General features: G+C 75.0%; 20 protein-coding genes. 5 read left to right on the plus strand and 15 right to left on the minus strand.

Annotation, left to right across the window (positions count from 1 at the left end; genetic code table 11):
• Positions 1-9 precede the first annotated feature (9 nt).
• Genes LPU61_RS23155 through LPU61_RS23165 form a run of 3 tightly spaced genes read left to right on the plus strand, consistent with a single transcriptional unit; the run spans position 10 to position 4,411 of the window.
• Positions 10-846, plus strand: coding sequence for a carbohydrate ABC transporter permease (locus tag LPU61_RS23155; protein ID WP_043963241.1), 837 nt, complete (start codon positions 10-12; stop codon positions 844-846).
• Between the two features lie 50 nt (positions 847-896).
• A complete protein-coding gene (locus LPU61_RS23160) occupies positions 897-2,450 on the plus strand; it encodes a glucoamylase family protein (RefSeq protein WP_229406106.1) in 1,554 nt (517 codons plus the stop codon).
• Positions 2,447-4,411 (plus strand): xylan 1,4-beta-xylosidase, encoded by a 1,965-nt coding sequence (locus LPU61_RS23165; RefSeq protein ID WP_229406107.1) that lies wholly within the window; start codon positions 2,447-2,449, stop codon positions 4,409-4,411. Before LPU61_RS23160 ends, LPU61_RS23165 begins: the two co-directional genes overlap by 4 nt.
• A 35-nt stretch (positions 4,412-4,446) precedes the next feature.
• On the opposite strand, the gene urtE is transcribed toward LPU61_RS23165, so the two are convergent.
• The 6 genes from urtE to LPU61_RS23195 form a co-directional block, all read right to left on the minus strand.
• Positions 4,447-5,139: an urea ABC transporter ATP-binding subunit UrtE gene (urtE, locus tag LPU61_RS23170; RefSeq protein WP_043963239.1), complete on the minus strand. Its 693-nt coding sequence runs from the start codon at positions 5,137-5,139 to the stop codon at positions 4,447-4,449.
• A complete protein-coding gene (gene urtD / locus LPU61_RS23175; RefSeq protein WP_229406109.1) occupies positions 5,139-5,900 on the minus strand; it encodes an urea ABC transporter ATP-binding protein UrtD in 762 nt (253 codons plus the stop codon). Before urtD ends, urtE begins: the two co-directional genes overlap by 1 nt.
• A complete protein-coding gene (gene urtC, locus LPU61_RS23180) occupies positions 5,897-7,081 on the minus strand; it encodes an urea ABC transporter permease subunit UrtC (RefSeq protein WP_229406110.1) in 1,185 nt (394 codons plus the stop codon). The genes urtD and urtC overlap by 4 nt, the downstream gene beginning before the upstream one ends.
• Positions 7,078-7,965 (minus strand): urea ABC transporter permease subunit UrtB, encoded by an 888-nt coding sequence (gene urtB / locus LPU61_RS23185; protein WP_091282101.1) that lies wholly within the window; start codon positions 7,963-7,965, stop codon positions 7,078-7,080. Before urtB ends, urtC begins: the two co-directional genes overlap by 4 nt.
• 56 nt (positions 7,966-8,021) lie before the next feature.
• Entirely contained in the window at positions 8,022-9,266 is a 1,245-nt protein-coding gene (gene urtA, locus LPU61_RS23190) for an urea ABC transporter substrate-binding protein (RefSeq protein ID WP_229406112.1), read from the minus strand.
• A 442-nt stretch (positions 9,267-9,708) separates the two neighbouring features.
• Positions 9,709-10,845 carry a substrate-binding domain-containing protein gene (locus tag LPU61_RS23195; protein WP_043963235.1) on the minus strand — a complete coding sequence of 379 codons (1,137 nt, stop codon included), beginning with the start codon at positions 10,843-10,845 and terminating at the stop codon, positions 9,709-9,711.
• Between the two features lie 97 nt (positions 10,846-10,942).
• On the opposite strand from LPU61_RS23195, the gene LPU61_RS23200 reads away from it, so the two are divergent.
• A complete protein-coding gene (locus LPU61_RS23200; RefSeq protein WP_043963234.1) occupies positions 10,943-11,401 on the plus strand; it encodes a MarR family winged helix-turn-helix transcriptional regulator in 459 nt (152 codons plus the stop codon).
• Between the two features lie 60 nt (positions 11,402-11,461).
• Here the strand turns inward: LPU61_RS23200 and LPU61_RS23205 are convergent, their stop codons facing one another.
• The 7 genes from LPU61_RS23205 to LPU61_RS23235 all read right to left on the minus strand — a co-directional run bounded on the left by LPU61_RS23205 (position 11,462) and on the right by LPU61_RS23235 (position 19,605).
• A complete protein-coding gene (locus tag LPU61_RS23205) occupies positions 11,462-12,238 on the minus strand; it encodes an urease accessory protein UreD (RefSeq protein ID WP_043963233.1) in 777 nt (258 codons plus the stop codon).
• Positions 12,238-12,963, minus strand: a complete 726-nt coding sequence (gene ureG / locus LPU61_RS23210) for an urease accessory protein UreG (RefSeq protein ID WP_043963232.1) — start codon at positions 12,961-12,963, stop codon at positions 12,238-12,240. The genes LPU61_RS23205 and ureG overlap by 1 nt, the downstream gene beginning before the upstream one ends.
• Positions 12,953-13,630, minus strand: a complete 678-nt coding sequence (locus LPU61_RS23215) for an urease accessory protein UreF (RefSeq protein WP_229406113.1) — start codon at positions 13,628-13,630, stop codon at positions 12,953-12,955. The genes ureG and LPU61_RS23215 overlap by 11 nt, the downstream gene beginning before the upstream one ends.
• Positions 13,631-13,635: 5 nt before the next feature.
• Positions 13,636-15,339 (minus strand): urease subunit alpha, encoded by a 1,704-nt coding sequence (locus LPU61_RS23220; RefSeq protein ID WP_229406114.1) that lies wholly within the window; start codon positions 15,337-15,339, stop codon positions 13,636-13,638.
• On the minus strand, positions 15,336-15,689 hold the full coding sequence (locus LPU61_RS23225; RefSeq protein ID WP_043963229.1) for an urease subunit beta: 354 nt from the start codon (positions 15,687-15,689) through the stop codon (positions 15,336-15,338). Before LPU61_RS23225 ends, LPU61_RS23220 begins: the two co-directional genes overlap by 4 nt.
• Complete coding sequence (locus LPU61_RS23230) at positions 15,686-15,988, minus strand: urease subunit gamma (protein ID WP_043963228.1); 303 nt, start codon at positions 15,986-15,988, stop codon at positions 15,686-15,688. Before LPU61_RS23230 ends, LPU61_RS23225 begins: the two co-directional genes overlap by 4 nt.
• A 380-nt stretch (positions 15,989-16,368) precedes the next feature.
• Positions 16,369-19,605, minus strand: coding sequence for an Ig-like domain-containing protein (locus LPU61_RS23235; RefSeq protein ID WP_229406115.1), 3,237 nt, complete (start codon positions 19,603-19,605; stop codon positions 16,369-16,371).
• A 224-nt stretch (positions 19,606-19,829) separates the two neighbouring features.
• On the opposite strand from LPU61_RS23235, the gene LPU61_RS23240 reads away from it, so the two are divergent.
• The gene (locus tag LPU61_RS23240) at positions 19,830-20,903 is read left to right on the plus strand and encodes a LacI family DNA-binding transcriptional regulator (RefSeq protein ID WP_082106316.1); all 1,074 of its coding nucleotides are present in this window, start codon (positions 19,830-19,832) and stop codon (positions 20,901-20,903) included.
• A 37-nt stretch (positions 20,904-20,940) separates the two neighbouring features.
• Here LPU61_RS23240 and LPU61_RS23245 read toward each other — a convergent pair whose 3' ends face one another.
• The gene (locus tag LPU61_RS23245; RefSeq protein WP_082106315.1) at positions 20,941-21,861 is read right to left on the minus strand and encodes an RNA polymerase sigma-70 factor; all 921 of its coding nucleotides are present in this window, start codon (positions 21,859-21,861) and stop codon (positions 20,941-20,943) included.
• Complete coding sequence (locus LPU61_RS23250; RefSeq protein ID WP_043963226.1) at positions 21,858-22,619, minus strand: SDR family oxidoreductase; 762 nt, start codon at positions 22,617-22,619, stop codon at positions 21,858-21,860. Before LPU61_RS23250 ends, LPU61_RS23245 begins: the two co-directional genes overlap by 4 nt.
• Positions 22,620-22,716 lie beyond the last annotated feature (97 nt).

Below are 22,716 nucleotides of genomic sequence, written 5' to 3' on the forward strand. Positions count from 1 at the left end.
GAGGGTGCCGTGACGACGACCGCGAAGAAACGGGAGCGGGGCCAACCCTGGGTGTACGTGGTGCTGGCCGGCGGCCTCGTGGTCCTGGTGGGCCCGTTCGTGTGGATGCTGCTCGGCTCGGTCAAGCCGGACGCGGAGATCCGCCGGGTGCCGCCGACCTGGCTGCCGGAGGCGCCCACGCTCGACAACTACCGCCACCTGTTCACCGAGCTGGACTTCCCGGCGTTCTTCCTCAACAGCGTGCTGGTGGCCGGCGCCGTCACCGTGGGCAACCTCGTGTTCTGCTCGATGCTCGGCTACGCCCTGGCGAAGCTGGAGTTCCCCGGCCGGCGCGTGGTGTTCGCGCTGGTGCTCGGGATGCTGATGGTGCCGGGCATGGTCACCTTCGTGCCGCTGTTCATGCTCGTGAGCCGGCTCGGGCTGGTGGACAGCTACGCCGGGCTGATCCTGCCGTGGCTGGCCAGCCCGTTCGGGGTGTTCCTGATGCGCCAGTTCATGACCGGGCTGCCCGACGACCTGATCCAGGCCGCCCGGGTCGACGGCGCGGGTGAGCTGCGGATCTTCGCCCGGGTCGTGCTGCCGCTGTGCGGGCCGGCCCTGGCCACCCTCGGCATCCTGACGTTCCTGTCGTCGTGGAACAACTTCCTCTGGCCGCTGGTCGTCGCGCAGTCGGAGGACCGGTACACCCTGCCGGTGGCGCTGGCCCTGTACGCGATCGGCGAGAACAACACCCGCTACGGCCTGCTGATGGCGGGCTCGGTGGCCGTCATCGTGCCGGTCCTGCTGGTGTTCGTCGCGCTGCAGCGGCACTTCGTCCAGGGCATCGCCACGACCGGCCTGAAGTGACCTCAGGCCACCTCGACTGACCTGACCGGCCCCAAGTGAGGAGTGTCCTCGTGCGATCCAGGTCCCATCCGTTCCGCACCGCGGCGGTGCTGCTGGCCCTCGGGCTGACCGCTACCGTCGCCCCGCCGGCCGCGGCCGCGCCGCCGACAGCCGCGCCCGCCGGGTCACCGGCCGCCGCGCTGCGGCAGTACGCCGCCGACACCTGGCGGTCGATGGCCGCCATGGTCGACCCGGGCACCGGGCTGGCGGCCGACAACGTCGGCGGCGACCTCGACCCGGCCGACCGCGCCGGCTACACGTCGCCGACCAACGTCGGCGCGTACCTGTGGAGCACCGTGGCGGCCCGGGAGAGCGGCCTGGTCAGCGCCGGCCAGGCCCGCGACCGCATCGCCCGCACCCTCGCCACGCTGGGCCGGCTGGAGGTCCACGAGCCGTCCGGCATGTACTACAACTGGTACGACCCGGCGACCGGCGCGAAGCTGACCACCTGGCCCGTCGACGGCAGCGCCGTGCACCCGTTCCTGTCCAGCGTGGACAACGGCTGGCTCGCCACGGCGCTGACGGTGGTGCGGCAGGCGGTGCCGGAGCTGGCGGGCCGCGCCGACGCGCTGCTGCGCCGGATGGACTTCGGCTACTACTACGACCCGGCGCAGCGGCAGATCCGCGGCGGCTTCTGGGTCGAGCCGCCGCCGGGCTGCTCGCTGGCCGGCAACTACCGCACCGGGCCGGACGTGTTCTACACCTGCCACCACTACGGCGCGTTCAACACCGAGCCGCGCATCGCCAGCTACCTCGGCATCGCCGCCGGGCAGATCCCGCCGGAGCACTACTTCGGCACCTACCGCACGTTCGACCCGGAGGGCTGCGACTGGGCGTGGACGGAGCAGCGGGCCGTCGGTCAGTGGCGCACGTACCTGGGCGTGCGGGTGTTCGAGGGCGCCTACCGCTACCGGGGGTTGCAGCTCGTGCCGAGCTGGGGCGGGTCGATGTTCGAGGCGCTGATGGTGCCGCTGTTCGTGCCCGAGGACCGGTGGGGCCCACGCAGCTGGGCGGTCAACCACCCGACGTACGTGCGGGCGCAGATCGAGCACGGGCTGCGGGAGGCCGGCTACGGCTACTGGGGCTTCTCCCCCGCCAACGACCCCGACGGCGGCTACCGGGAGTACGGCGTGGACCAGCTCGGCATGGACGGGCCGGGCTACACCTCCGACCAGGAGCGCACCTCGGTCGACCCCGGTTACGGCGAGTGCCGCCCCGCCCAGCCGCCGCCGTCGGGCTACGGCCGGGGCGTGGTCACCCCGCACGCGTCCTTCCTGGCGCTGCGCTACGCGCCCGACGACGCCCTGCGCAACCTGGCGAACCTGCGACGGGACTTCGACGCGTACGGGCCGGGCGGGTTCTACGACTCCGTCGACGTGACCACCGGCCGGGTGTCGAAGCGCTACCTCGCGCTGGACCAGGGCATGGCGATGGCGGCGCTGGGCAACGCCCTGGCCCACGACGTGCTGCGCCGGCCGTTCGAGCAGGGGCCGATGCAGCAGCGGGTCGCACCGCTGATGCGGATGGAGGAGTTCTCCCTCCCGCACGGCGGGGGGCAGCGATGACGGGCCGCCACGAGGCCGCGGGCCACCTCGCCGGGGGCCACGAGGCGGGCGGCGGGGGCCACGACGCGGGCACGGGCTCGGCCGCCCGCACCGACGCCCGGGGCGACTGGACGCGGCGCATCGCGCTGCGCAGCGACGAGCGCGGGGCGGCGGGCGGCACCCCGGACCTGCCGCCGCCGGCCGGGCTGGCGGCGGTCGCCGGGGTGGGCCACGTGCGGCTGTCCTGGTCGCCGGTGCCCGACGCCGTCGGCTACCTGGTGCACCGGGCCCCGCTGCGCGACGGGCGGCCCGCCGGCCCGTTCGCCCCGGTCGACCACCAGGGCGGCGATGTGCTCGCCGTGCCCGACACCTGGTACGTCGACACCACCGGCGAGCCCGGCCGGTCCTACGCGTACGCCGTGGCCGCCGTGCCCGAGGTGACCGTCACCGGTGAGCTGGGTGACCCGGTCGTCGCCGCCGCGCTGCCGGCCGCCGACGGCCCGCCGCCGACGGTGGACGTGCGCGTCGACGCCGCCGCGCCGGGCACGCCGCTGCACCGACCCTGGCAGCCGATGATCGGCAGCGAGCGGCTGTCGCAGCTGCTGTGCGCCGACACCAGCGGCGGCCGGGAGATCGGGGCGGAACTGCTGGCGGCCCTGCGCCGCGTCCGCGCGGAGGTGGGCGTCGAGGCCGTGCGGGCGCACGCGATCCTGCACGACGACCTGGGCGTCTACCGGGAGGTCGACGGCCGGCCGGTGCACGACTTCACCCGCGTGGACCGCGTCTACGACCTGCTGTGCTCGGCCGGGCTGCGGCCGGTCGTGGAGATCGGCTTCATGCCCCGCGACCTGGCCCGCGACCCGGAGCGGACGGTGTTCGCCTACCGGGGGGTCATCTCGCCGCCGAAGGACTGGGACCGCTGGGCGGAGCTGGTCCGCGCGCTCGTCGCGCACCTGCTCGACCGGTACGGCGAGGCGGTCCTCGGCTGGGACTTCGAGGTGTGGAACGAGGCCAACCTGGAGGTGTTCTGGGCCGGCACCCGCGAGGAGTGGATGCGGCTGTACGAGGTCACCGCCCGCGCGGTCAAGGACGTCGACCCCCGCATCGCCGTGGGCGGGCCGTCGTCGGCCGCCGCCGGCTGGGTCGACGCCCTGCTGGAACACGCCGCGCGTACGGGCACACCGGTCGACTTCGTCTCCACCCACACGTACGGCAGCCCGCCGCTGGACCTGCGGCCCACGCTGCGCCGGCTCGGTTTCCCGCACGCCCGGCTGTTGTGGACGGAGTGGGGCGTCACGCCCACCCACTTCCACCCGGTCAACGACGGCGCGTCGGCGGCGACGTTCCTGCTCGGCGGCATGCGGTCGGCCGCCGGGCGGGTCGACGCCCTGTCCTACTGGGTGGCCAGCGACCACTTCGAGGAGCTGGGCCGGCCGCCCCGGCTGCTGCACGGCGGGTTCGGCCTGATCACCGTCGGCGGCATCGCCAAGCCCCGCTACCACGCCCTGCGGATGCTCGCCCGCCTCGGCGACACGGAGCTGCCGGTGCGGGCGTCCGGCGACGGCGCGGACGGCCTGGTGCAGGCGTGGGCGAGCCGGCACGCCGACGGCGGTCTCGCCGTGCTGGTCTGGGTGTCGACGCTCGACCAGTCGAAGCGCGACGGCGATCCGGCGCTGGCCCGCCGGGTCCGGTTGGGCGTGGCCGGCGGGCCCGGCGGCGGCGTGACGGTGACCCGGCTCGACCGCGAGCACGGCGACGTCACCACCCTCGCGGGCCGGCTCGGCGTCGGGGACTGGCCGACCGGCGGGCAGTGGGACGCGCTGCGGGCCGCCGACGCGCTGCCGGCGGAGCCCGTCGAGCCGGACGTGGCCGGCGGGGTGGCGACGGTGGAGCTGCTGGTGCCCCAGCCGGGCGCCGTGCTCGTCGAGTTCGCGCCGCCGGAGCCGGCGGGTCGAGCCACCGGGCCGGCGACGGCGGGCTGAGGCTGGCCGAGCCGGCGGCTCGGGGCGGGGCGGGGTCACACGGCGAGCGCGGCCCGGACGGCGTGCTCGGCGGTGGCCCCGCCGTCGCCGGTCGAGGTGACCCGGCCCGACTCCAGCACGTAGTAGCGCTGGGCGACCCGCAGGGCGAAGCCGAGGTGCTGCTCCACGAGGAGCACCTGGATGCCGGCGCGGGCGGTCAGCTCGACGACGCGGTCCTGGATCTCGGCGACCACCGAGGGCTGGATGCCCTCGGTGGGCTCGTCGAGCAGCAGCAGCTTCGGCCGGGTGACCAGCGCCCGGGCGATGGCGAGCTGCTGGCGCTGGCCGCCGGAGAGCAGCCCGGCCCGGCGGCGCAGCAGCGGGCGCAGCGCCGGGAACAGGTCGAGCGCCTCGGCGGTGGCCGCCGCGCCGTCGCGCCGGCCGTCGGCGACCAGCCGCAGGTTCTCCCCCGCCGTCAGGTGCGGGAAGCACTGCTGGCCCTGCGGCACGTACGCCATGCCCCGGGCGACCCGCTGGTGCGGGGCGAGCCGGGTGACGTCCTCCCCGGCCAGCTCGACGGTGCCGGCGCGGGGCCGCAGCAGGCCCACCGCGACCCGCAGCAGGGTGCTCTTGCCGGCCCCGTTGTGGCCCAGCACGGCGGCGACGCCGTCGGCGGGGACGGCGAGGTCCACGCCGTGCAGCACCTCGCTGCGTCCGTACCCGGCGTGCACGCCGCGCAGTGTCAACATCACGCCTCCGTGGGAGCGTCGACGGGGTGGCCGAGGTAGACCTCCTGCACCCGGGGGTCGGCCTGGACCTGGGCGACGGTGCCCTCGCTGAGCACGCGCCCGGCGTGCAGCACGGTCACGGTGCGGGCGAAGCGGCGCAGGAAGTCCATGTCGTGTTCGATGACGACGACGGTGCGGTCCCGGCTGACGGTCTCCAGCAGGGCGCCGGTGGCGTCGCGCTCGTCGTGGCTCATCCCGGCGACCGGCTCGTCGAGCAGCAGCAGCCGGGCGTCGGAGACGAGCAGCATGCCGATCTCCAGCCACTGTTTCTGCCCGTGGGCGAGGGTGCCGGCGAGGTGGTCGGCCCGGTCGACGAGGCCGATGGTGTCCAGGGCGGCGACGACCTCGTCGGGCAGGAGCCGTCGGCGGCGGGCCAGCGTCCACCAGCTCCGCCCGGCGCCGGCGGCGATGTCGAGGTTCTGCGCGACGGTCAGCTCCTCGAACACGGCGGCGGTCTGGAAGGTGCGGCCGACGCCGAGGCGGGCGATGCGGTGCACGTCCCGGCCGAGCAGTTCCCGGTCGCCGAAGTGGACCGAGCCGGTGGCCCGGACCAGCCCGGTGACGGCGTCGACGAGGGTGGTCTTGCCCGCGCCGTTGGGCCCGATGAGGAAGCGCAGGTCGCCGGCGGGCACGTCCAGGTCGACGCCGTCGACGGCGGTGAAGCCGTCGAAGCTGACCCGCAGGCCCCGCACGCGCAGGCCATCGCTCTGTGCGTCGGTCATGCCGCCGGCACCTCCGTCCGGGTCCGGCCGCTGCGGGCGGGCGGGATGCGCCGCCACCAGGGCGGCCGGTCGGGCGTCGCGCGCCGGGTGCGCCGCAGCGCCCACAGCGACGCCAGGCCGCCGGGGAGGAACGCGACCACCAGCACGAACAGCAACCCCTGCAGGTACGTCCAGGTGCCCGGGAACCGCTCGGACAAGGCGGTACGCGCCCAGGCGACCGCGACCGCGCCGAGCACCGGGCCGAGCAGGGTGGCCCGCCCGCCGACGGCGACGCCGATGACGAACTCGATGGACGGCACGATGCCGATCAGGGCGGGCGAGATGATGCCGACGGCGGGGACGAACAGCGCCCCGGCGAGGCCGGCCATGCCGGCGGCGACCACGTACGCGACGACCTTGACGGTGGCCGGGTCGTAGCCGAGGAACCGGACCCGCTCCTCGCCGTCGCGCACGGCCACCAGCAGCTCGCCGTAGCGGCTGTGGATGAGCTGGCGGGCCAGGGCGAGCAGCCCCAGCAGGGCGGCGGCGATCAGGAAGTAGACGGTGCGCTGGTTGACCGGGTCGTCGAGGTCGTAGCCGAAGAAGCCCTGGATGTCGGTCAGGCCGTTGGTGCCGCCGGTGGTGCCCTGCTGGCCGACCAGCAGGATCACCATGGCGGCGGCGAGGGCCTGGCTGAGGATGGCGAAGTAGGCGCCCCGCACGCGGCGGCGGAAGACCAGCGAGCCGAGCCCGAAGGCGACGGCCATGGGCAGCAGCACGGTGGCGGGCAGGGCGAACCAGGGGCTGGCGAACGGCCGCCACCACCACGGCAGCTCGTCGAGTTGCCCGTACAGCTGCATGAAGTCGGGCAGCGCGCCGGGGCCCGCGTCGGCGAGCTTGAGGTGCATGGCCATCGCGTAGCCGCCGAGGCCGAAGAAGACGCCCTGGCCGAGGGTGAGCATGCCGCCGCGCCCCCAGGCGATGCCGATGCCGACGGCGACCATCGCGACGCAGAGGTACTTGGCCAGCAGCGCCAGCCGGAAGTCCGACAGCACCAGGGGGGCCGCGCCGAACAGCAGCGCCGCGCCGGCGGCGAAGCCGAGCGCCGCGCGGGCCCGGCCGCCGGTGCGGCGCGCGGGCGGCGGCGGTGGCGGCGCGGCGGGCTCGTCGGTGGCGGTGGCCGGGCCGGTGACGGTGGTCATGCGAGGCTCCTGGTACGCAGGGTGAACAGGCCCTGTGGCCGCCACTGGAGGAACGCGACGATCGCCACGAAGACGATCACCTTGGCGACGCTGAGGGTGGTGAGGTATTCACCGGTGGCCTGGAGCACGCCGAGGGCGAAGGCGACGATCACGCTGCCCTTGAGCTGGCCGATGCCGCCGACCACGACCACCAGGAAGGCGTCGATGATGAGGTTGGTGCCCATCGTCGGGCCGATCGGCCCGAGCAGGGTCAGCGCGACCCCGGCGACGCCGGCCAGGCCGGAGCCGACGAAGAAGGTGGTGCGGTCGACCCGGGCGGTGGCGATGCCGGAGACGGCGGCGAGGTCGCGGTTCTGCACCACGGCGCGGATGCGGCGGCCCAGCGGGGTGAGCCGCAGCGCGAGGGTCAGCGCCACCACGGCCGCCACGGCGAGGCCGAGGATGAACAGCCGGTTGTTGGCGACGGTGATGCCGCCGGGCAGCGCCACGTTGCCGGTGAGCAGCGCGGGCGCGCGGGTCTGCACGTTGGGGCTGCCGAAGATGTCCCGGGCCGCCTGCTGGAGCATCAGCGACACGCCCCAGGTGACGAGCAGGGTGTCCAGGGGCCGGGCGTAGAGGCGGCGGATGAGCAGCACCTCCAGCAGCACCCCGAGCGCGCCGGCCACCGCGAAGGCGACGGGCAGGGCGACCAGCAGCGACCAGCCGGCCGAGGTGATCGTCTGCTGGAGCACGTAGGTGGTGTAGGCGCCGGCCATGATGAACTCGCCGTGGGCCATGTTGATGACGTTCATCTGGCCGAAGGTGAGCGCGAGCCCGAGCGCGACGAGCAGCAGGACCGCGCCGATGCTGACGCCGGTGAAGAGCTGTCCGAACAGGACTGTCACGGTTGCTCCGAGGAGGGGTGGGGCCCGGGCGGCGCGGGTCCGCCCGGGCCGGGTGGTCAGCTCAGGCCGGTCGCCCAGGGGTAGCTCTTGAGGTACGGGTCGGGCTTGATCGGCTGGCCGGAGTTCCACACCTCGGTGATCAGCCCGTCCGCGCCGACCTTGCCGATCCGGGCGGTCTTGGCGATGTGCTGGGTCGGGCCGTCCACGGTGACCAGGCCCTCGGGTGCCTCGTAGGTGATGCCGTCGGCGGCGGCGCGGACCTTCTCCACGTCGAAGGAGCCGGCCTTGGTGACCATCTCCTTCCACAGGTACACGGCGACGTACGCGGCCTCCATCGGGTCGCTGGTCGGCTTGTCCGCGCCGTACTTCGCCTTGTACGCGGCGACGAACTTCGCGTTCGCCCCGCCCGGGGTGGTCTGGTAGTAGTTCCAGGCGGTCAGCTGGTCCTTGAGATATTGCGTGCCGATGCCCTTGACCTCCTCCTCGGCGATCGACACGGACACCACGGGCATGCTGGTCGCGTTGAGCCCGGCGGATGTGTATTCCTTGAAGAACGCCACGTTGCTGTCGCCGTTGAGGGTGTTGAACACGGCGTCGGCCTTGGCCGACTTCACCTTGTTGACGATGGTGCCGAACTCGGTGGAGCCGAGCGGGGCGTAGTCCTCGCCGAGGACGGTCATCCCGTTGGCCTTCGCGTACGCCTTGATGATCTTGTTGGCCGTGCGGGGGAAGACGTAGTCGCTGCCCACGAGGTAGATCGACTTCTTGCCCTGCGCCTTGAGGTAGTCCAGGCCGGGGACGATCTGCTGGTTGGTCGTCGCGCCGGTGTAGAAGATGTAGGGCGACTGTTCCAGGCCCTCGTACTGCACCGGGTAGAACAGCAGCGCCTTGTTCTTCTCGAACACCGGCTTGACGGCCTTGCGGCTGGCCGAGGTCCAGCAGCCGAAGACGGCGGCGACGCGGTCCTCGGAGATGAGCTTCTCGGCCTTCTCGGCGAAGGTCGGCCAGTCCGAGGCGCCGTCCTCGCCGACCGGCACGATCTTCTTGCCGAGGACGCCGCCGGCCGCGTTGATCTCCTCCACGGCGAGCATGATCGAGTCGCGGACGGTGACCTCGCTGATGGCCATGGTGCCGGAGAGCGAGTTGAGCAGGCCCACCTTGACGGTGTCGCCCGAGACGTCGGCGCTGACGCCCGTTCCCGACGTGCTGTCGGAGGTCTTGCTGCCGCACGCGGCCAGCGCGGACGCGACGACGAAGGCCATGGTGCCGGCCAGGATGCGGCGGCCCCGGAACAGTGACATGCAATCTCCCCTGCGGTGAGCGTGGAGCGACGACCACCGGCCCTGCCGGGCCGGGCTGCATTGCCATTGGTGATTGGTGAAGCGGTGCGGTCACGGGTGTTGCGTCGGGCGGAAAGGCCGGCCTGCGGGTGGGACGCCGGTCGACCATCCGCAGTGGACGTCGGGCTGGGCAAAGCCTCGGCTCGATTCATTGCGGCCACGTTTCCCGGCCCTTAATTGCCTGTTTCCCGAACGGCCGGTAAGGCCAGCTCAGGGGCCGGAAAGCAGCAAAGGCCGCCACCATCTCCGGGGAACTCACGGAGAACGGGGACGGCCCACATCAGACAATCGGAAGAACGGTCGCCCGCGCGCCGGAATCGCATTTCGACGGAACGGCCGGCGAGCCAGTTACTTCCTGCGTGAAGGATTTTAGCGGGGTCCCCCGGCCGGCTGTCAAGCGCCCCTACAGCTCCGCCAGCACCGCGAAGTCGAGCCCGTCGGCCTCGGCCAGGTAGATCCGCTGGCGCACGTGCCGCCCCCGCAGCCGCAGCTCCCCCCGCGGCCCCTGGTAGGACACCGCGTCGGCGGCGGCCCCGATCGCCCGCACGTCCAGCGTGCGGGCCCGGGCGATCAGCGCCGCCAGCAGCATCACGCCCTCGTAGCAGGACTCCCCCAGGCTGCCCAGCGGCGGCGCCTCCACCCCGAACCGGCGGGCGAACGCCCCGTGGAAGTCGAGGTTCTCCCGGGTGACCAGGCCGGCGAAGAACCCGGCCGTGCTGTACAACCGGCGGGTCGCGCCCGCCCCGCTGGCCAGCAGCATGTTCTCGTCCATCAGCGTGCTCAGCCGCAGGCAGCGCTGGTCCAGCCCGCCGCGGGCGAACGCCCGGTTGAACCGCACCGCGTCCGCGCCGACCAGCAGCATCAGCACCCCGTCCGCCTCGGACTGCTCGACGGCGCGCAGGACGGGGCCGAAGTCGTGGGTGCCCAGCGGCAGGAACCGCTGCCCGCACACCCGCGCCCCGCTGCGCAGCGCGTACCGCTGGGCGGCGCGGGCCGTGCGGCGCGGCCACACGTAGTCGTTGCCCACCACGTACCACCGGCGCACGCCCTGCTCACGGGCCAGCAGCCGCATCGCCGGCCAGAGCTGCGCGTCGGGCGTCTCGCTGGTCAGGAAGACCCCCTCGGTGCGCTCGCCGCCCTCGTAGAGCGCCGTGTAGACGTACGGCACCCGGTGCGCGACGCGCGGGGCCACCGCCTGCCGCACCGACGAGATGTGCCAGCCGGTCACCCCCTGCACCGCGCCGGTCGACACCAGCGCCTCCACCTCGGCGGCCACCTCGGCCGGCGGGGCGCCGCCGTCGACGGGCACCAGCCGCAGCTCGCGGCCGAGCACCCCGCCGGCGCGGTTGATCTCCTCCACCGCGAGCTGGGCGCAGAGCTCGCAGGTCGGGCCGAACATTCCGGCGGGCCCCCGCATCGGGTAGACCAGCGCGACGCTGACCACCGACCGGTCCACGGTGAGCCAGGGCGCGGGAAGGTGGAGCGTCTGCCCCGGCTGGGGATGCGGCGCACCAGCCGGACGCCCTGCCGGCACGGACATGACGCCATGATTGCCGCCGGCCGGTGCCCACACCAGACCCGGTCAGGATGCGGGACCTTTTCGGTACGATGACAGCCCCACCGAACGGGGGAGAGTCATGCCCGAGGTGCCCGCGACGCCCGTCGACCTGCTGCGTGCGCTGACCCGTGCCGAGCGGCTGCTCGCCCGGCGGGTCGGCGGTGTCCTGGCCGCCGAGGGCCTCACCGTGGAGGCCTGGCGGGTGCTGTGCCTGCTCGCCGACGGGCAGGGGCACCCGATGAGCGAGGTCGCCGCCGAGGAGTCCCTGCCGCCGGGGACGCTGACCAAGCTGGTCGACCAGCTCGTCGACCAGAACCTGGTCTACCGGCGGATCGACCCGCAGGACCGGCGGCGCATCCGCGCGTACCTGACCGCCCGGGGCCGCCGCGAGCAGGAACGCGTCGATGCCCTGGTCCGGGCGGACCTGGCCGACCTGACCACCGACGACCTCGCGCTGGCCGGGGCGCTGGCCGCGCTGGTCGACCGGCTGGGTGCCGGCCGCCCGGTCGGCGCGGCGGTCGGGGCCCGCGCCCGCTGACCCCCGCCGCTGACGCCCGCAGCCGCCGCCCCGGGCCGGCCACATCCCGCGCCGGTCCGCTCAGGCCGGGGTGAGCCGCTCGCGCAGGGTGTGCGCGTCGGCGGCGGTGGCGGTGAGCAGCGCCGCCGGGCCGCCGGCCAGCGCCAGCCAGGCCACCGCGCCGCCGTCGCCGGTCACCGGCCGCGCCCGGGGGACGGGCAGGCCGCCGGGCTCGCCCCTGGGGCGGGGCGGCCCGGGCGGGACGTCCGGCCCCACCACCAGCAGCGAGCCGGTCGCCGGGGCCCCGCCGAGCACGGCCGGGCCCGCCCAGCCGGGCGCGGACGGGCCGACCGCCGTCGACTGACGCAGCAGCGGCCGGCCGCCGTGGTCGACCGACGTGCGGACGACGGCGTCGCCCGGTGACTCGCCGTACCGACCGCAGATCAGCTCGTCGCGCCAGGTCAGCCGGGCCCCGGCGGCCAGCTCGACCCGCGACTCGGCGACGTGGTCGCAGCCGGCCGCCGCGACGAGCTGCTCCGGCACCCAGTGCAGGGTGCCCCCGTCGTGCACCACCGCGTGCACCCGCATCCGGGACGCCGCCGCCCCGGGCCGGCCGGGCAGGGCCACCGAGGCGGCCACGCTGCCGACGCGCAGCGCCGCCCCGGGGCCCACCTCCACCTCCAGCAGCAGGTCGTCGCCGCCGAGCGGGCCCGCCGCGCCGCCCACCACGTACACCGTGGCGACCCCACCCTCGGCGGCGGTGGACCGCAGCAGCAGCGGCGACTCGCCGCGCAGCTCCGTGAGGCGGGTCCCGCCGCGACCGTCGGCCCGCGCCACCACCCGGGCCCGCGCGCGCATCAGGCGACGGCCACGGCGGCCCGGTGGTGGGCCAGCTCGTGCCGGATCCACCCGGCCACCCGGGTCGCCTCCGGGTCGCCGACGATGGACAGGAAGACCGTCGGCAGGTCGCCGCGCCGGGCCCGCGCGTCGCGGTCCATCACGTCGAGGTCCGCGCCGACCATCGGCGCGAGGTCCGTCTTGTTGATCACCAGGAGGTCGGCGGCGGTGACGCCGGGCCCGCCCTTGCGCGGCACCTTGTCGCCGCCGGCCACGTCGACCACGAAGATCTGCCGGTCGATCAGGCCCCGGCTGAACGTGGCGGTCAGGTTGTCCCCGCCGCTCTCCACGAGCACCAGGTCCAGCGGGCCGACCGCCTCGCACAGCTCGTCGATCGCGTCGAGGTTCGCGCCGATGTCGTCGCGGATCGCCGTGTGCGGGCAGCAGCCCGTCTCCACCGCCCGGATCCGGGCCGGGTCGAGCACCCCGGCCCGGCGCAGGAAGTCCGCGTCCTCGGTGGTGTAGATGTCGTTGGTGACCACGCCGAGACGCAGCTCGGTGGCGAACGCCCGGCACAGCGCGGCCACCAGGGCGGTCTTGCCCGAGCCGACCGGCCCGCCGATGCCGATGCGCAGCGGCCGGGCCGCCGGCGGCAGCGGGGCGTGCGGGTCGACCCCGGGCTCGGGGTGGGTGTGGGGGACGTCCTCGTCGTGCGACGAGGTCAGGGCAACGGATTCAGGACGCAAAGAGACGCACCTCCCAGGTGGTGTGGACTTCGGCATGGATGTCGGTGAGGGGGGCCGAGCCGGCCGGCAGCCACTCCGGCGGCCCGTCGGCGGCGGCCACCGCCCGCGCCGCCGTGGCGTCGACGTCGGCCGTCAGGGCGGCGAGCAGCCCGTGCACGCGGTACGGGTCGAGGCCGAGCAGCCGCACCGCCGCGCTCGCCGGGCCGGTCACCGACCCGTACGCGGCGGCGGTCGCCAGCTCGGCCGGGTCGAGGCCGGCGGCCGCCCCGACCAGCCCGAGCACCAGCGGCTGGTGCGGCCCGGTCGGGTCGGCGGGCAGGGCGGCGAACGGCCCACCCGGCCACAGCGCCCGCCCGGCGCGCAGCAGGGCCCGGCCCTGCCGCCGGGAGACCGCGCGCAGCGCCGGGGCGGCCGTGCGGGCGTCCAGCTCGGCGTCGAGCCGGGCCAGCGCGGGGCCGGGGTCACCGGCCGCCGCCGCCCGGTGCGCCGCCACCGCGAACGCGGCGGCGACCAGCCCGCCGGTGGCCAGCCGGCCGACCAGGAAGCCGCGCAGCGACGCCAGGTCGGTGACCAGCCCCGCGGCGACGGCGGCCTCCAGCCCGCCGGAGTGGGCGTGCGCGCCGGCCGGGAACCGCCCGTCGGCGAGCAGGAGCAGCATGCTCGTCATCGTCGTCAGAACAGGTGGTAGAGCTGGGCCATCGGCAGCTCCGCCACCGGGTCCGGCTCGACCACCTCACCGTCGATGCGGACGGTGAAGGTGTCCGGGTCGACCTCGATGCGCGGCATGGCCCCGTTCTCGGGCAGGTCGGCCTTGCCCCGCGACCGCACGTCGGCGACGGGGACCAGCGGCCGGCGCACGTCGAGGCGGAGGCCCGCCTCCAGCGCCGCCGGGGCCACGAACGCGAGGCTGGTCGCCGCCGGCACCACGCCGTGCGCGCCGAACATCGGCCGGGGCAGCACCGGCTGCGGCGTCGGGATCGACGCGTTCGCGTCGCCCATCTGCGCGTACGCGATCATGCCGCCCTTGAGCACCAGGTGCGGGCGTACGCCGAAGAACGCCGGGTCCCACAGCACCAGGTCGGCGAGCTTGCCCGGCTCCACCGAGCCGACCTCGCGTTCCAGGCCGTTGGCCATCGCCGCGCAGATGGTGTACTTCGCGACGTAGCGGCGGGCCCGGCGGTTGTCGGCGCGCCCGTCGCCGGGCAGCGCGCCCACCCGCCGCTTCATCACGTGGGCGCTCTGCCAGGTGCGGGTGATCACCTCGCCGATGCGCCCCATCGCCTGCGAATCGGAGCCGATGATGGAGATCGCGCCGAGGTCGTGCAGCAGGTCCTCGGCGGCCATCGTCGACGGGCGGATCCGGCTCTCCGCGAACGCCAGGTCCTCCGGCACCGCCGGGTTGAGGTGGTGGCAGACCATCAGCATGTCGAGGTGCTCGGCGAGGGTGTTGCGGGTGTACGGGCGGGTCGGGTTCGTCGACGACGGCAGCACGTTCGGCTCGCTGGCGACGGTGATGATGTCCGGCGCGTGGCCGCCGCCCGCCCCCTCCGTGTGGTAGGAGTGGATGGCCCGGCCGGCGATCGCGCGCAGCGTGTCGGCGACGAACCCGGCCTCGTTGAGGGTGTCGGTGTGGATGGAGACCTGCACGCCGGAGGCGTCGGCCACCCGCAGGCAGGCGTCGATGGCCGCCGGGGTGGTCCCCCAGTCCTCGTGCAGCTTGAACCCGCCCGCGCCGGCCCGCAGCTGCTCCCACAGCGCCTCCTCGGAGACGGTGTTGCCCTTGCCGAGCAGCAGCACGTTCACCGGGAACGCGTCCAACGCCTCGTGCATCCGGGCCAGGTGCCAGGCGTTCGGGGTGACCGTGGTGGCGCGGGTGCCCTCGGCCGGGCCGGTGCCCCCGCCCACGAGCGTGGTGATGCCGCTGGTCAGCGCCTCGTGCACGAGCTGCGGGCAGATGAAGTGCACGTGGGTGTCGACCGCCCCGGCGGTGAGGATGCGCCCGTTGCCGGCGATCACCTCGGTCGCCGGGCCGATCACCAGGTCCGGGTGGACGCCCGGCATCGTGTCGGGGTTGCCGGCCCGGCCGAGCGCGACGATCCGGCCGTCGCGCAGCCCGACGTCGGCCTTGACCACACCCCAGTGGTCGAGCACCACCGCGCCGGTGATCACCGTGTCGAGGGCGCCCTCGGCGCGGGTGGCCCGGGACTGGCCCATCGACTCCCGGATCACCTTGCCGCCGCCGAAGACCATCTCGTCGCCGCCGACGCAGTGGTCGACCTCCACCTCGATGAGCAGGTCGGTGTCGGCGAGCCGGATCCGGTCGCCCGTGGTGGGCCCGTACAGGTCGAGGTAGCGCCGCCGGTCGAGTTCGCTCACCGGTCCGACCCCCCGTCCGGCCGGTCGACGACGGCCGGGCCCGCGTCCAGCGGGCCGGCGACCTCGCCGCGCAGGCCGGCGACGATCCGGGCCCCGCCCAGCGGCACCAGCTCCACCTGGCGGCTGACCCCCGGCTCGAACCGCACGGACGTGCCGGCGGGCACGGCGAGCCGCTGGCCGTAGGCGGCGGCGCGGTCGAAGCGCAGGCCGGGGTTGGCCTCGGCGAAGTGGTAGTGCGAGCCGACCTGGACCGGCCGGTCGGCGGTGTTGACCACTAGCAGGGTGGTCACCGGCAGGCCGGCGTTGATCTCGACCGGGCCGTCGCCGGGCAGCACCTCCCCGGGGATCACGGGATCGGGTGGTGCACCGTCACCAACTTGGTGCCGTCCGGGAACGTCGCCTCCACCTGCACCTCCTTCAGCAGCTCGGGGACACCGTCGAGCACGTCGTCGCGGCCGAGCACGCCGCGACCGGCCGACATCAGGTCCACGACCGACCGCCCGTCGCGCGCGCCCTCCAGCAGGAACGCGGTGATGATGGCGACGGCTTCGGGATAGTTGAGGCGCAGGCCGCGCTCGCGGCGGCGACGGGCGACGTCCGCCGCGACGTGCACGAGCAGGCGATCCTGCTCGTGGGGGCTAAGGAACACGGAAACCTCCGGGCGGTCCGGCGTGCACGCTCCCGCAGTCGCGGCGCGCGTCGACGGGCGCCGGACGAGAGGGGGTCACACGTGACCGCCGCCGGCCGTTGGCGGTTCGCCCCGGGACCCCACCGGCCCCGGCCCGATCCTACGGCCGCGCAGCGGTGTGGGGGCTGGGAACGGACCGCACCGCCAACCGCTGACCAGACCGTAGAGGATCGCCGGGCACGGTCGCAACGGCCGGGGCGACGACATGGCGCGGCTCACCGCCCCACCCCGCCCCACCCCACCCCACCCGCCCGCGCCGGTGATCAAGAGGTTTGCGTCATCGTGGAGATCGACTCTGACGTTTCCTCTTGATCACCGGCGCGAGGCGGAGCCACCGGGCGTCAGCGGCGCAGGCGGATCGTGTAGGTGCGCGACTGCGAGCCGTCCTCGCTGGTCACCGACACGGTCGCCGTGCGGCTGCCGGCCTTCGGCTGGCGCACGACGACGGTGGCGTACGGGTCGGCGGCCACGGCGGTGACGCACGGCAGTTCGCCCCGGCGGGCCACGGTGTAGGACAGCTTCTCCGGATCGAAGCCGGCCAGCGGCACCCCGTCGAGGGCGATGCGGGCGGCGGACGCGTCCGACGACGTCCCGGGCGCGGCGGCGAAGACCTCGATCTCGCTGGCCGTGATGTGCCGGTCCGGGTGGGCCGTGAGCACGATCCGCACCGCGTCCGTGGTGGCGGTCACCGGCACGTCGACGGCGGGGGCGCTCGCCGTGCCCGTCGGGACGTCCACCGACGCGCCGGCGTCGACCCAGCCGCCCTGCGGGTCGCGGACCTGCGCCCGCAGGCTCTGCGGATAGCTGTCGAAGCCGTCGCGGTAGAAGTGGACGACGACCCGGGTGAGGGCCCGGCGCTCCGGCAGGGTGACCGTGAGCGTGTCGGAGGCGTTCTTCGCCCCCGACCGCCAGTTCGACCACGCCTTGTCCGTCAGCACGCCGTTGGCCAGGCCGTCCGGCGAGTAGCCGGGCTCGGTGAAGGTGGCGGCGACGCCGGCCGGGGTGGCCCGCTCCTGCACCGGCGGGGTCACCTGCACCCGCACGCTCGCCGCGAGGGTGCGCCCGTCGCCCGCGTCGGCCTGCCCGGTGAGGGTGACGACGCCGGGGGCCTCGAACGCGCCGGCCGGCGGCGGCTGCCAGCGCACCGGGCGCTGCACCGTCGCACCCCGCCGGGCCACCGCGGTGACCGTGGCCGGCAGCGTCGGTTCGCCGCCGACGGCGGCCTTCGCCCGGGTGGGCCGCGTCGCCACGAGGGTGTCGACCACGACCGTCGCCCGGGCGACGTGGGCGCGCCCGATGGCGTCGGTGGCGCGGCCGGTGATCCGCACGGTGCCGGGCCGCTTCCACTTCGACGCGGCGGGCAGCCGCCAGGTGACCGGCAGCGCCCCCCGGGCGCCGTCGCGGCGGACCGGGACGACGGTGTCCGGCAGCGCCGGGGCGACCCCGGGGACCGTGAACGCGTCGGTGGGCGCGATCCGCAGGACCGTCTCGTCGGTCACCCGCCAGCGCTGGTTGGCCCCCGAGTTGGCCAGCCAGGAGGTGACCGCCGCGCCGTCGCCGGTGGCCTGGCCGCCGACCTCCAGCAGGCGGCGGGAGCCGACGTTGACGAGGGTGTACGTGCCGTCGCCGGTGGTGGACAGGATCCACTGCGCCTGCGGGCCGGGTGCGGCGACGGCGGGGACGAGGGTGACGGCCTGGTCGACGACGGCGACCTGGCGGGTGCCGTCGGCGGTGGCGACGGCGTACCGGGCCCGGTTGCCCGTGCCCCCGGCGAGCCGGGTCAGCCGCCACAGCTGGTCCGCGCTCGCCGGGTCGGTGGTGCGGATGACCGCGCCGGAGCCGGTGCCGCCGGCCGGGGCGAGGGAGCGGCCGCTCTGCACGCCGGTGAGGCGGTAGACGTGGCCGTCGCGCACCAGCGCCGCGCCGGGGGCGACCCCGGAGACGCCGGTGACGAGGAACGTCGTCACCGACTGGGCGGGCACGTCCACCCGGGCGGCGCGGTCGCGCACGGCGACGGGGGCGCCGCGCCGCAGCGCCCCGTCCGCGCTGGTGACGACGGGGGTCACCGTCGCGTTCGCGGCGACGGCGCCGAACGCCGACAGGTCGAGCGCGACGGTACGGGCGGCGGTGCCGTCGTTGACGTGCACGACGGTGGCCCGCCCGCCGGTGGCCACGGCGGCGACGCTGGAGGTGTCGTTCACGGCGACGAGCCGGTCGCCGGGGCGGATGTGGTGGGTGAAGTTGCGGACGGTGTCGAACTTGGTGTTCGTGTAGATCGGGCAGGTCCGCAGGGTGTCGGCGGCGGTGCAGTCGAACGGGAGCTGGATGCTGCCCCAGTTGGAGCCCTGCGGGAACTCGCCGCCGGGTTTCATGTTGTCGTAGTCCTCGACCGGCTGCCAGAACACCCACGCCGACGGTTCCAGCTCGCGCAGGTCGTCGACCATGTGCCGGGCCATCCCGAGGCCGGGGGCCATGCTGGTGAGGCTGTGCCCGTCACCCCAGGAGCCCTCGACCTCGCTCATCCACAGCGGCTTGTCCTCGCCCTTGGCGATGTCGCGGGCGGTGGTGCGCTGGCCCGTGCCGTAGGTGTGCACGTTGAGCTGGTCGACCAGGCCGCGTACGTCGTCGGGGTAGGCGTTCCAGTTCGTGGCGAACGTGCCGGGGTTGGTCTCGTCCATGGCGGACACGCGGGTCCCGCTGCCGGCGGCGCGCAGCTCGGCGGCGACCGCCCGGACGACCTGCTGCTGGAGGCCGGGGCCGGCGTGGGCGCCCTCCTGCCGGCCGCCGACCGGGTTGCCGTCGGCGCCCAGCCGGGTGCTCCAGTAGGTGGTGTTCGGCTCGTTGAGCGGGTCGATCGTGTCGACGGTGATGCCGTGCGCGGCCTCCAGGCGCTGGGTGACCCGCACGAGATAGGTCGCGAAGTCGTCGACCCGGTCGGCGCGGATCTGGTCGGCGGCGGGGTCGAAGCCGCCGGAGACGTACCCGCTGACGGTCTGGAACCACGGCGGCGAGTTGCTGAAGGTCTCCCACCGGGTGACGTCGTTCTTGATCCGGTCGACCCACCAGCGCTGCGCGCGGTCGGCGTCCGGGTTCCAGTGCTGCGGGTTCTCCGGGTCCCACCAGTCGGTGTCGGCGCGGGTGGTGCCGTCGGGGGCCCGCCACCAGCCGGGCACCGCGCCGCCGGGGCGCAGGTAGTCGGGGACGTCGGGGGCGTTGCCGCCGCCGATGTTGTAGCGGGCGATGTTGAGGTTGAGGCCCTGCTCGCCGAAGACGAGGTCGGCCAGGCGCTGCCGGATCTCCTCGGGGTAGCCGCCGGTGGCGTTGGCGAACCAGACGAGGCTGGTGCCCCATCCCTGGAACTCCTGCCCCTGGTAGGACGGGTCGGGGCGGACGGTGACCACCGGTGGCGCGGCCCCGGTGGCCGGCGCGGGGGCGGACGCGTTCGCGGTGCGGCCGGGGGATCCGGCCCCCGGCGCGGCGGAGGCGGGACCGGCGCCGGGCGCGACGGCGACGCCGAGGGTGACGACGGCCGCCGTGATCGCGGCGGCCGGCCCCCGGCGGGACGGGTTTCTGCTCATGTGGACGGTCTCCTCCGACGGGTGGTGGTGAGCCGGTGGATCGCGCCGCGTTCCTGCGGCGGGCGCGCTACCTCGATGTTTACGCAAACATCGAGTGTTGCGATGCTCCCAGTCGACCGGTGACCCGTCAAGCACGGCCGGCATACTGGGCTGCGCCGCGTGAGCACCGCGGCGGAGGTGGCGCGAGGCGCCGGCCGCAGGCGGGGCGAGAGGAGCGAGGCGGGATGAGTCGGTCCGGGCCCGACGGGGCGACCCAGGAGCCCGCCGCCGCGGGCCGCCCCCGCGCCGGCCGGCGGCGGGGCGTCTCGATGGCCGACGTGGCGCGGCTGGCCGGCGTCTCCGCGCAGACCGTCTCCCGCGTCTCCACCGGTCACCCCGGCGTCGTCGACAGCACGCGCGAGCAGGTCCTCGCCGCCATGCGGCAGCTCGGCTACCGCCCCAACAGCGCCGCCCGCGCGCTCAAGTACGGCGAGTTCCGCACCATCGGCGTCATCCTGTTCACCCTGTCCAGCACGGGCAACAGCCGCACCCTGGAGGCGATCGCCACCCACGCCGCCGACGCCGGCTACGTGATCACCCTCATCCCCGTCGGGGCACCCACCCAGGACCGCCTGCTCGGGGCCTTCACCCGGCTCGGCGAACTCGCCGTCGACGCGGTCATCGTCATCATGGAGGTGCACCTGCTGGACGCGGCGACCGTCGCCGTCCCACCCGGCGTGCACGTCGTCGTGGTCGACTCCGACGCCGGCGACCGCTACCGCGTCGTCGACACCGACCAGGCCGACGGGGCCCGCCAGGCCGTGCACCACCTGCTCGACCTCGGGCACCGCACGGTGTGGCACGTCGCGGGGCCCCGGGAGTCGTTCGCCGCGCAGCGGCGCGCGCTGGCCTGGCGTACGACGCTGCAGGAGCACGGCCGCCCGACGCCTCAGGTGCACCGCGGCGACTGGTCGGCGGAGTCCGGCTACCGCGCCGGCCTCGACCTGGCCGGCGACCCCGACTGCACGGCGGTCTTCGTCGCCAACGACCAGATGGCCCTCGGGGTGCTGCGCGCGCTGCACGACCGGGGCCGGTCGGTGCCCCGCGACGTCAGCGTCGTGGGCTTCGACGACATCGCCGACGCGGGAGCGTTCATCCCACCCCTGACCACCGTCCACCAGGACTTCGCGGAGGTCGGCCGCCGCTGCGTCGAGGCGGTGCTGCGCCAGGTCCGCACCGGCGTGCCGGAGACCGGCACGACCCTGGTCTCCACCCGCCTCGTGGTACGCGACAGCACCGCGCCCCCGCCGGGCGACTGAGGACGGCGGGCGGCCCGGCGGGGCTGCTCAGCCGTCCTCAGCGGTCGCCGGCGAACCCCCGCAGCTTGTCCGGGTTCACCACGATGAGCACCCGCTCGATCCCCCGGTCCGAGCAGTCCAGGGCGACGAGGGACTGCGGGCTGCCGTCGGCGTTCGTCACCAGCAGCGCCCCGCCGCCGTTGACCTCGACGAACCGGAACCCCGCCGTGTGCCAGTACTTGCGCAGGACGTTGTCCAGGAACGTCGTCACCCGCTCGACGCCGGCCAGCTCCCGGCGTGCGGCGTTGACCCGGCCGCCGCCGTCGGACCACGCCCGGACGTCCTCGGCCAGCAGCCGCTCCAGGGCGGCCACGTCGCCCTCCCGGGCCGCGCCGAGGAACGCCTCGACCAGCTCGCGCCGCCGCGCCGCCGACACGGGCGACGAGCGCTGCGACGCCAGGTGCCGGCGCGCCCTGCTGACCAGCTGCCGGGCGTTGACCTCGGAGGTGTCGAGCACCTCGCCGACCTGCTGGTGGGAGTAGTCGAACGCCTCGCGCAGCACGTACGCGGCCCGCTCGGTCGGCGTGAGCCGCTCCAGCAGCAGCAGGACCGCCAGGTCCAGCGCCTCGGCCCGCTCGGCGCCCAGCGCCGGATCCGCGCTGGTGTCCACCGGCTCGGGCAGCCACGGGCCCACGTACCGCTCGCGGACGGCGCGCGCCGACGTGGCGGCGTTGATGGCCAGCCGGGTCGTCGTCGTGGTGAGGAACGCCGCCGGGTTGCGCACCGCCCCGCGTTCGGCCGACTGCCAGCGCAACCACGCGTCCTGCACCACGTCCTCGGCCTCGGCGACGCTGCCCAGCATCCGGTAGGCGATGCCGAACAGGCGCGGGCGCACCGCCACGAACTCGGCCAACCCGTCCCCGGCCCCCGCCCCGGAGGGGGCGGCCGTCGCCGCGCCGCGCGCATCGTCGACCGTCACGAGGCCAATCTAGCCGCCTGCGACGCGCGCCAGTCCCCGAGGGACACCGCACCCGTCCTGGCGTCCCCGAGCGGCACCAGCGAGCGCTCCGCCAGCGCCGCGCCGAAGTACGTCGCACCCGGATCGGTCACCACCTCGCGGTCCTCGCCGCTCGCGGCGAGGACCGAACGGCCCAGCTCGTCGAGGCGGAACCGTTCGGGGCCGGCGACCTCCACGACGCCGTTCACCGGCGCGCCGAGGGTCACCTCCAGGAGGGTCGCGACCACGTCGTCGGCGGCCAGGGGCTGGATGGACACCGGCGCGAGGCGCACGACGTCGCCGTCTCCACCGGCGTCGACGATGGCGCGGACGAACTCGAAGAACTGCGTCGCGCGCAGAATCGAGTACGGGAGGCCGGAGGCGACGATCAGTTCCTCCTGGGCGACCTTCGCCCGCATGTAGCCGCTGTCGGGGATCCGGTCGACGCCGACGATGGACAGCGCCACGTGGTGCCGCACGCCGGCCCCGGCCTCGGCGGCGAGGAGGTTGCCGGTCGAGGTCCGGAAGAACTCCAGCACGGGCCCGTCCTCGAACGAGGGCGAGTTCGACACGTCGACCACGACGTCCGCGCCGTCGAGCGCCGCGGCCAGCCCCTCTCCGGTCAGGGTGTTCACCCCCGTCCCCGGGGACGCGGCGACGGCCTCGTGGCCCCGCCGGTCGAGCGCGGCCACGAGCCGGGAGCCGATGAGCCCGGTACCGCCGACGACGACGATCTTCATGATCGGTCACTTCCCTTCGCGTACGCGGCGCGGCGCGCCGCCCTGTCCCCCGTACGACCGGACAGGTCCCCGAACCGTGACACCCGCCCCGGGCCGC

The organism is Micromonospora sp. NBRC 110038 (assembly GCF_020884815.1).
In the GTDB taxonomy this organism is placed as follows: Bacteria; Actinomycetota; Actinomycetes; order Mycobacteriales; family Micromonosporaceae; genus Micromonospora; species Micromonospora haikouensis.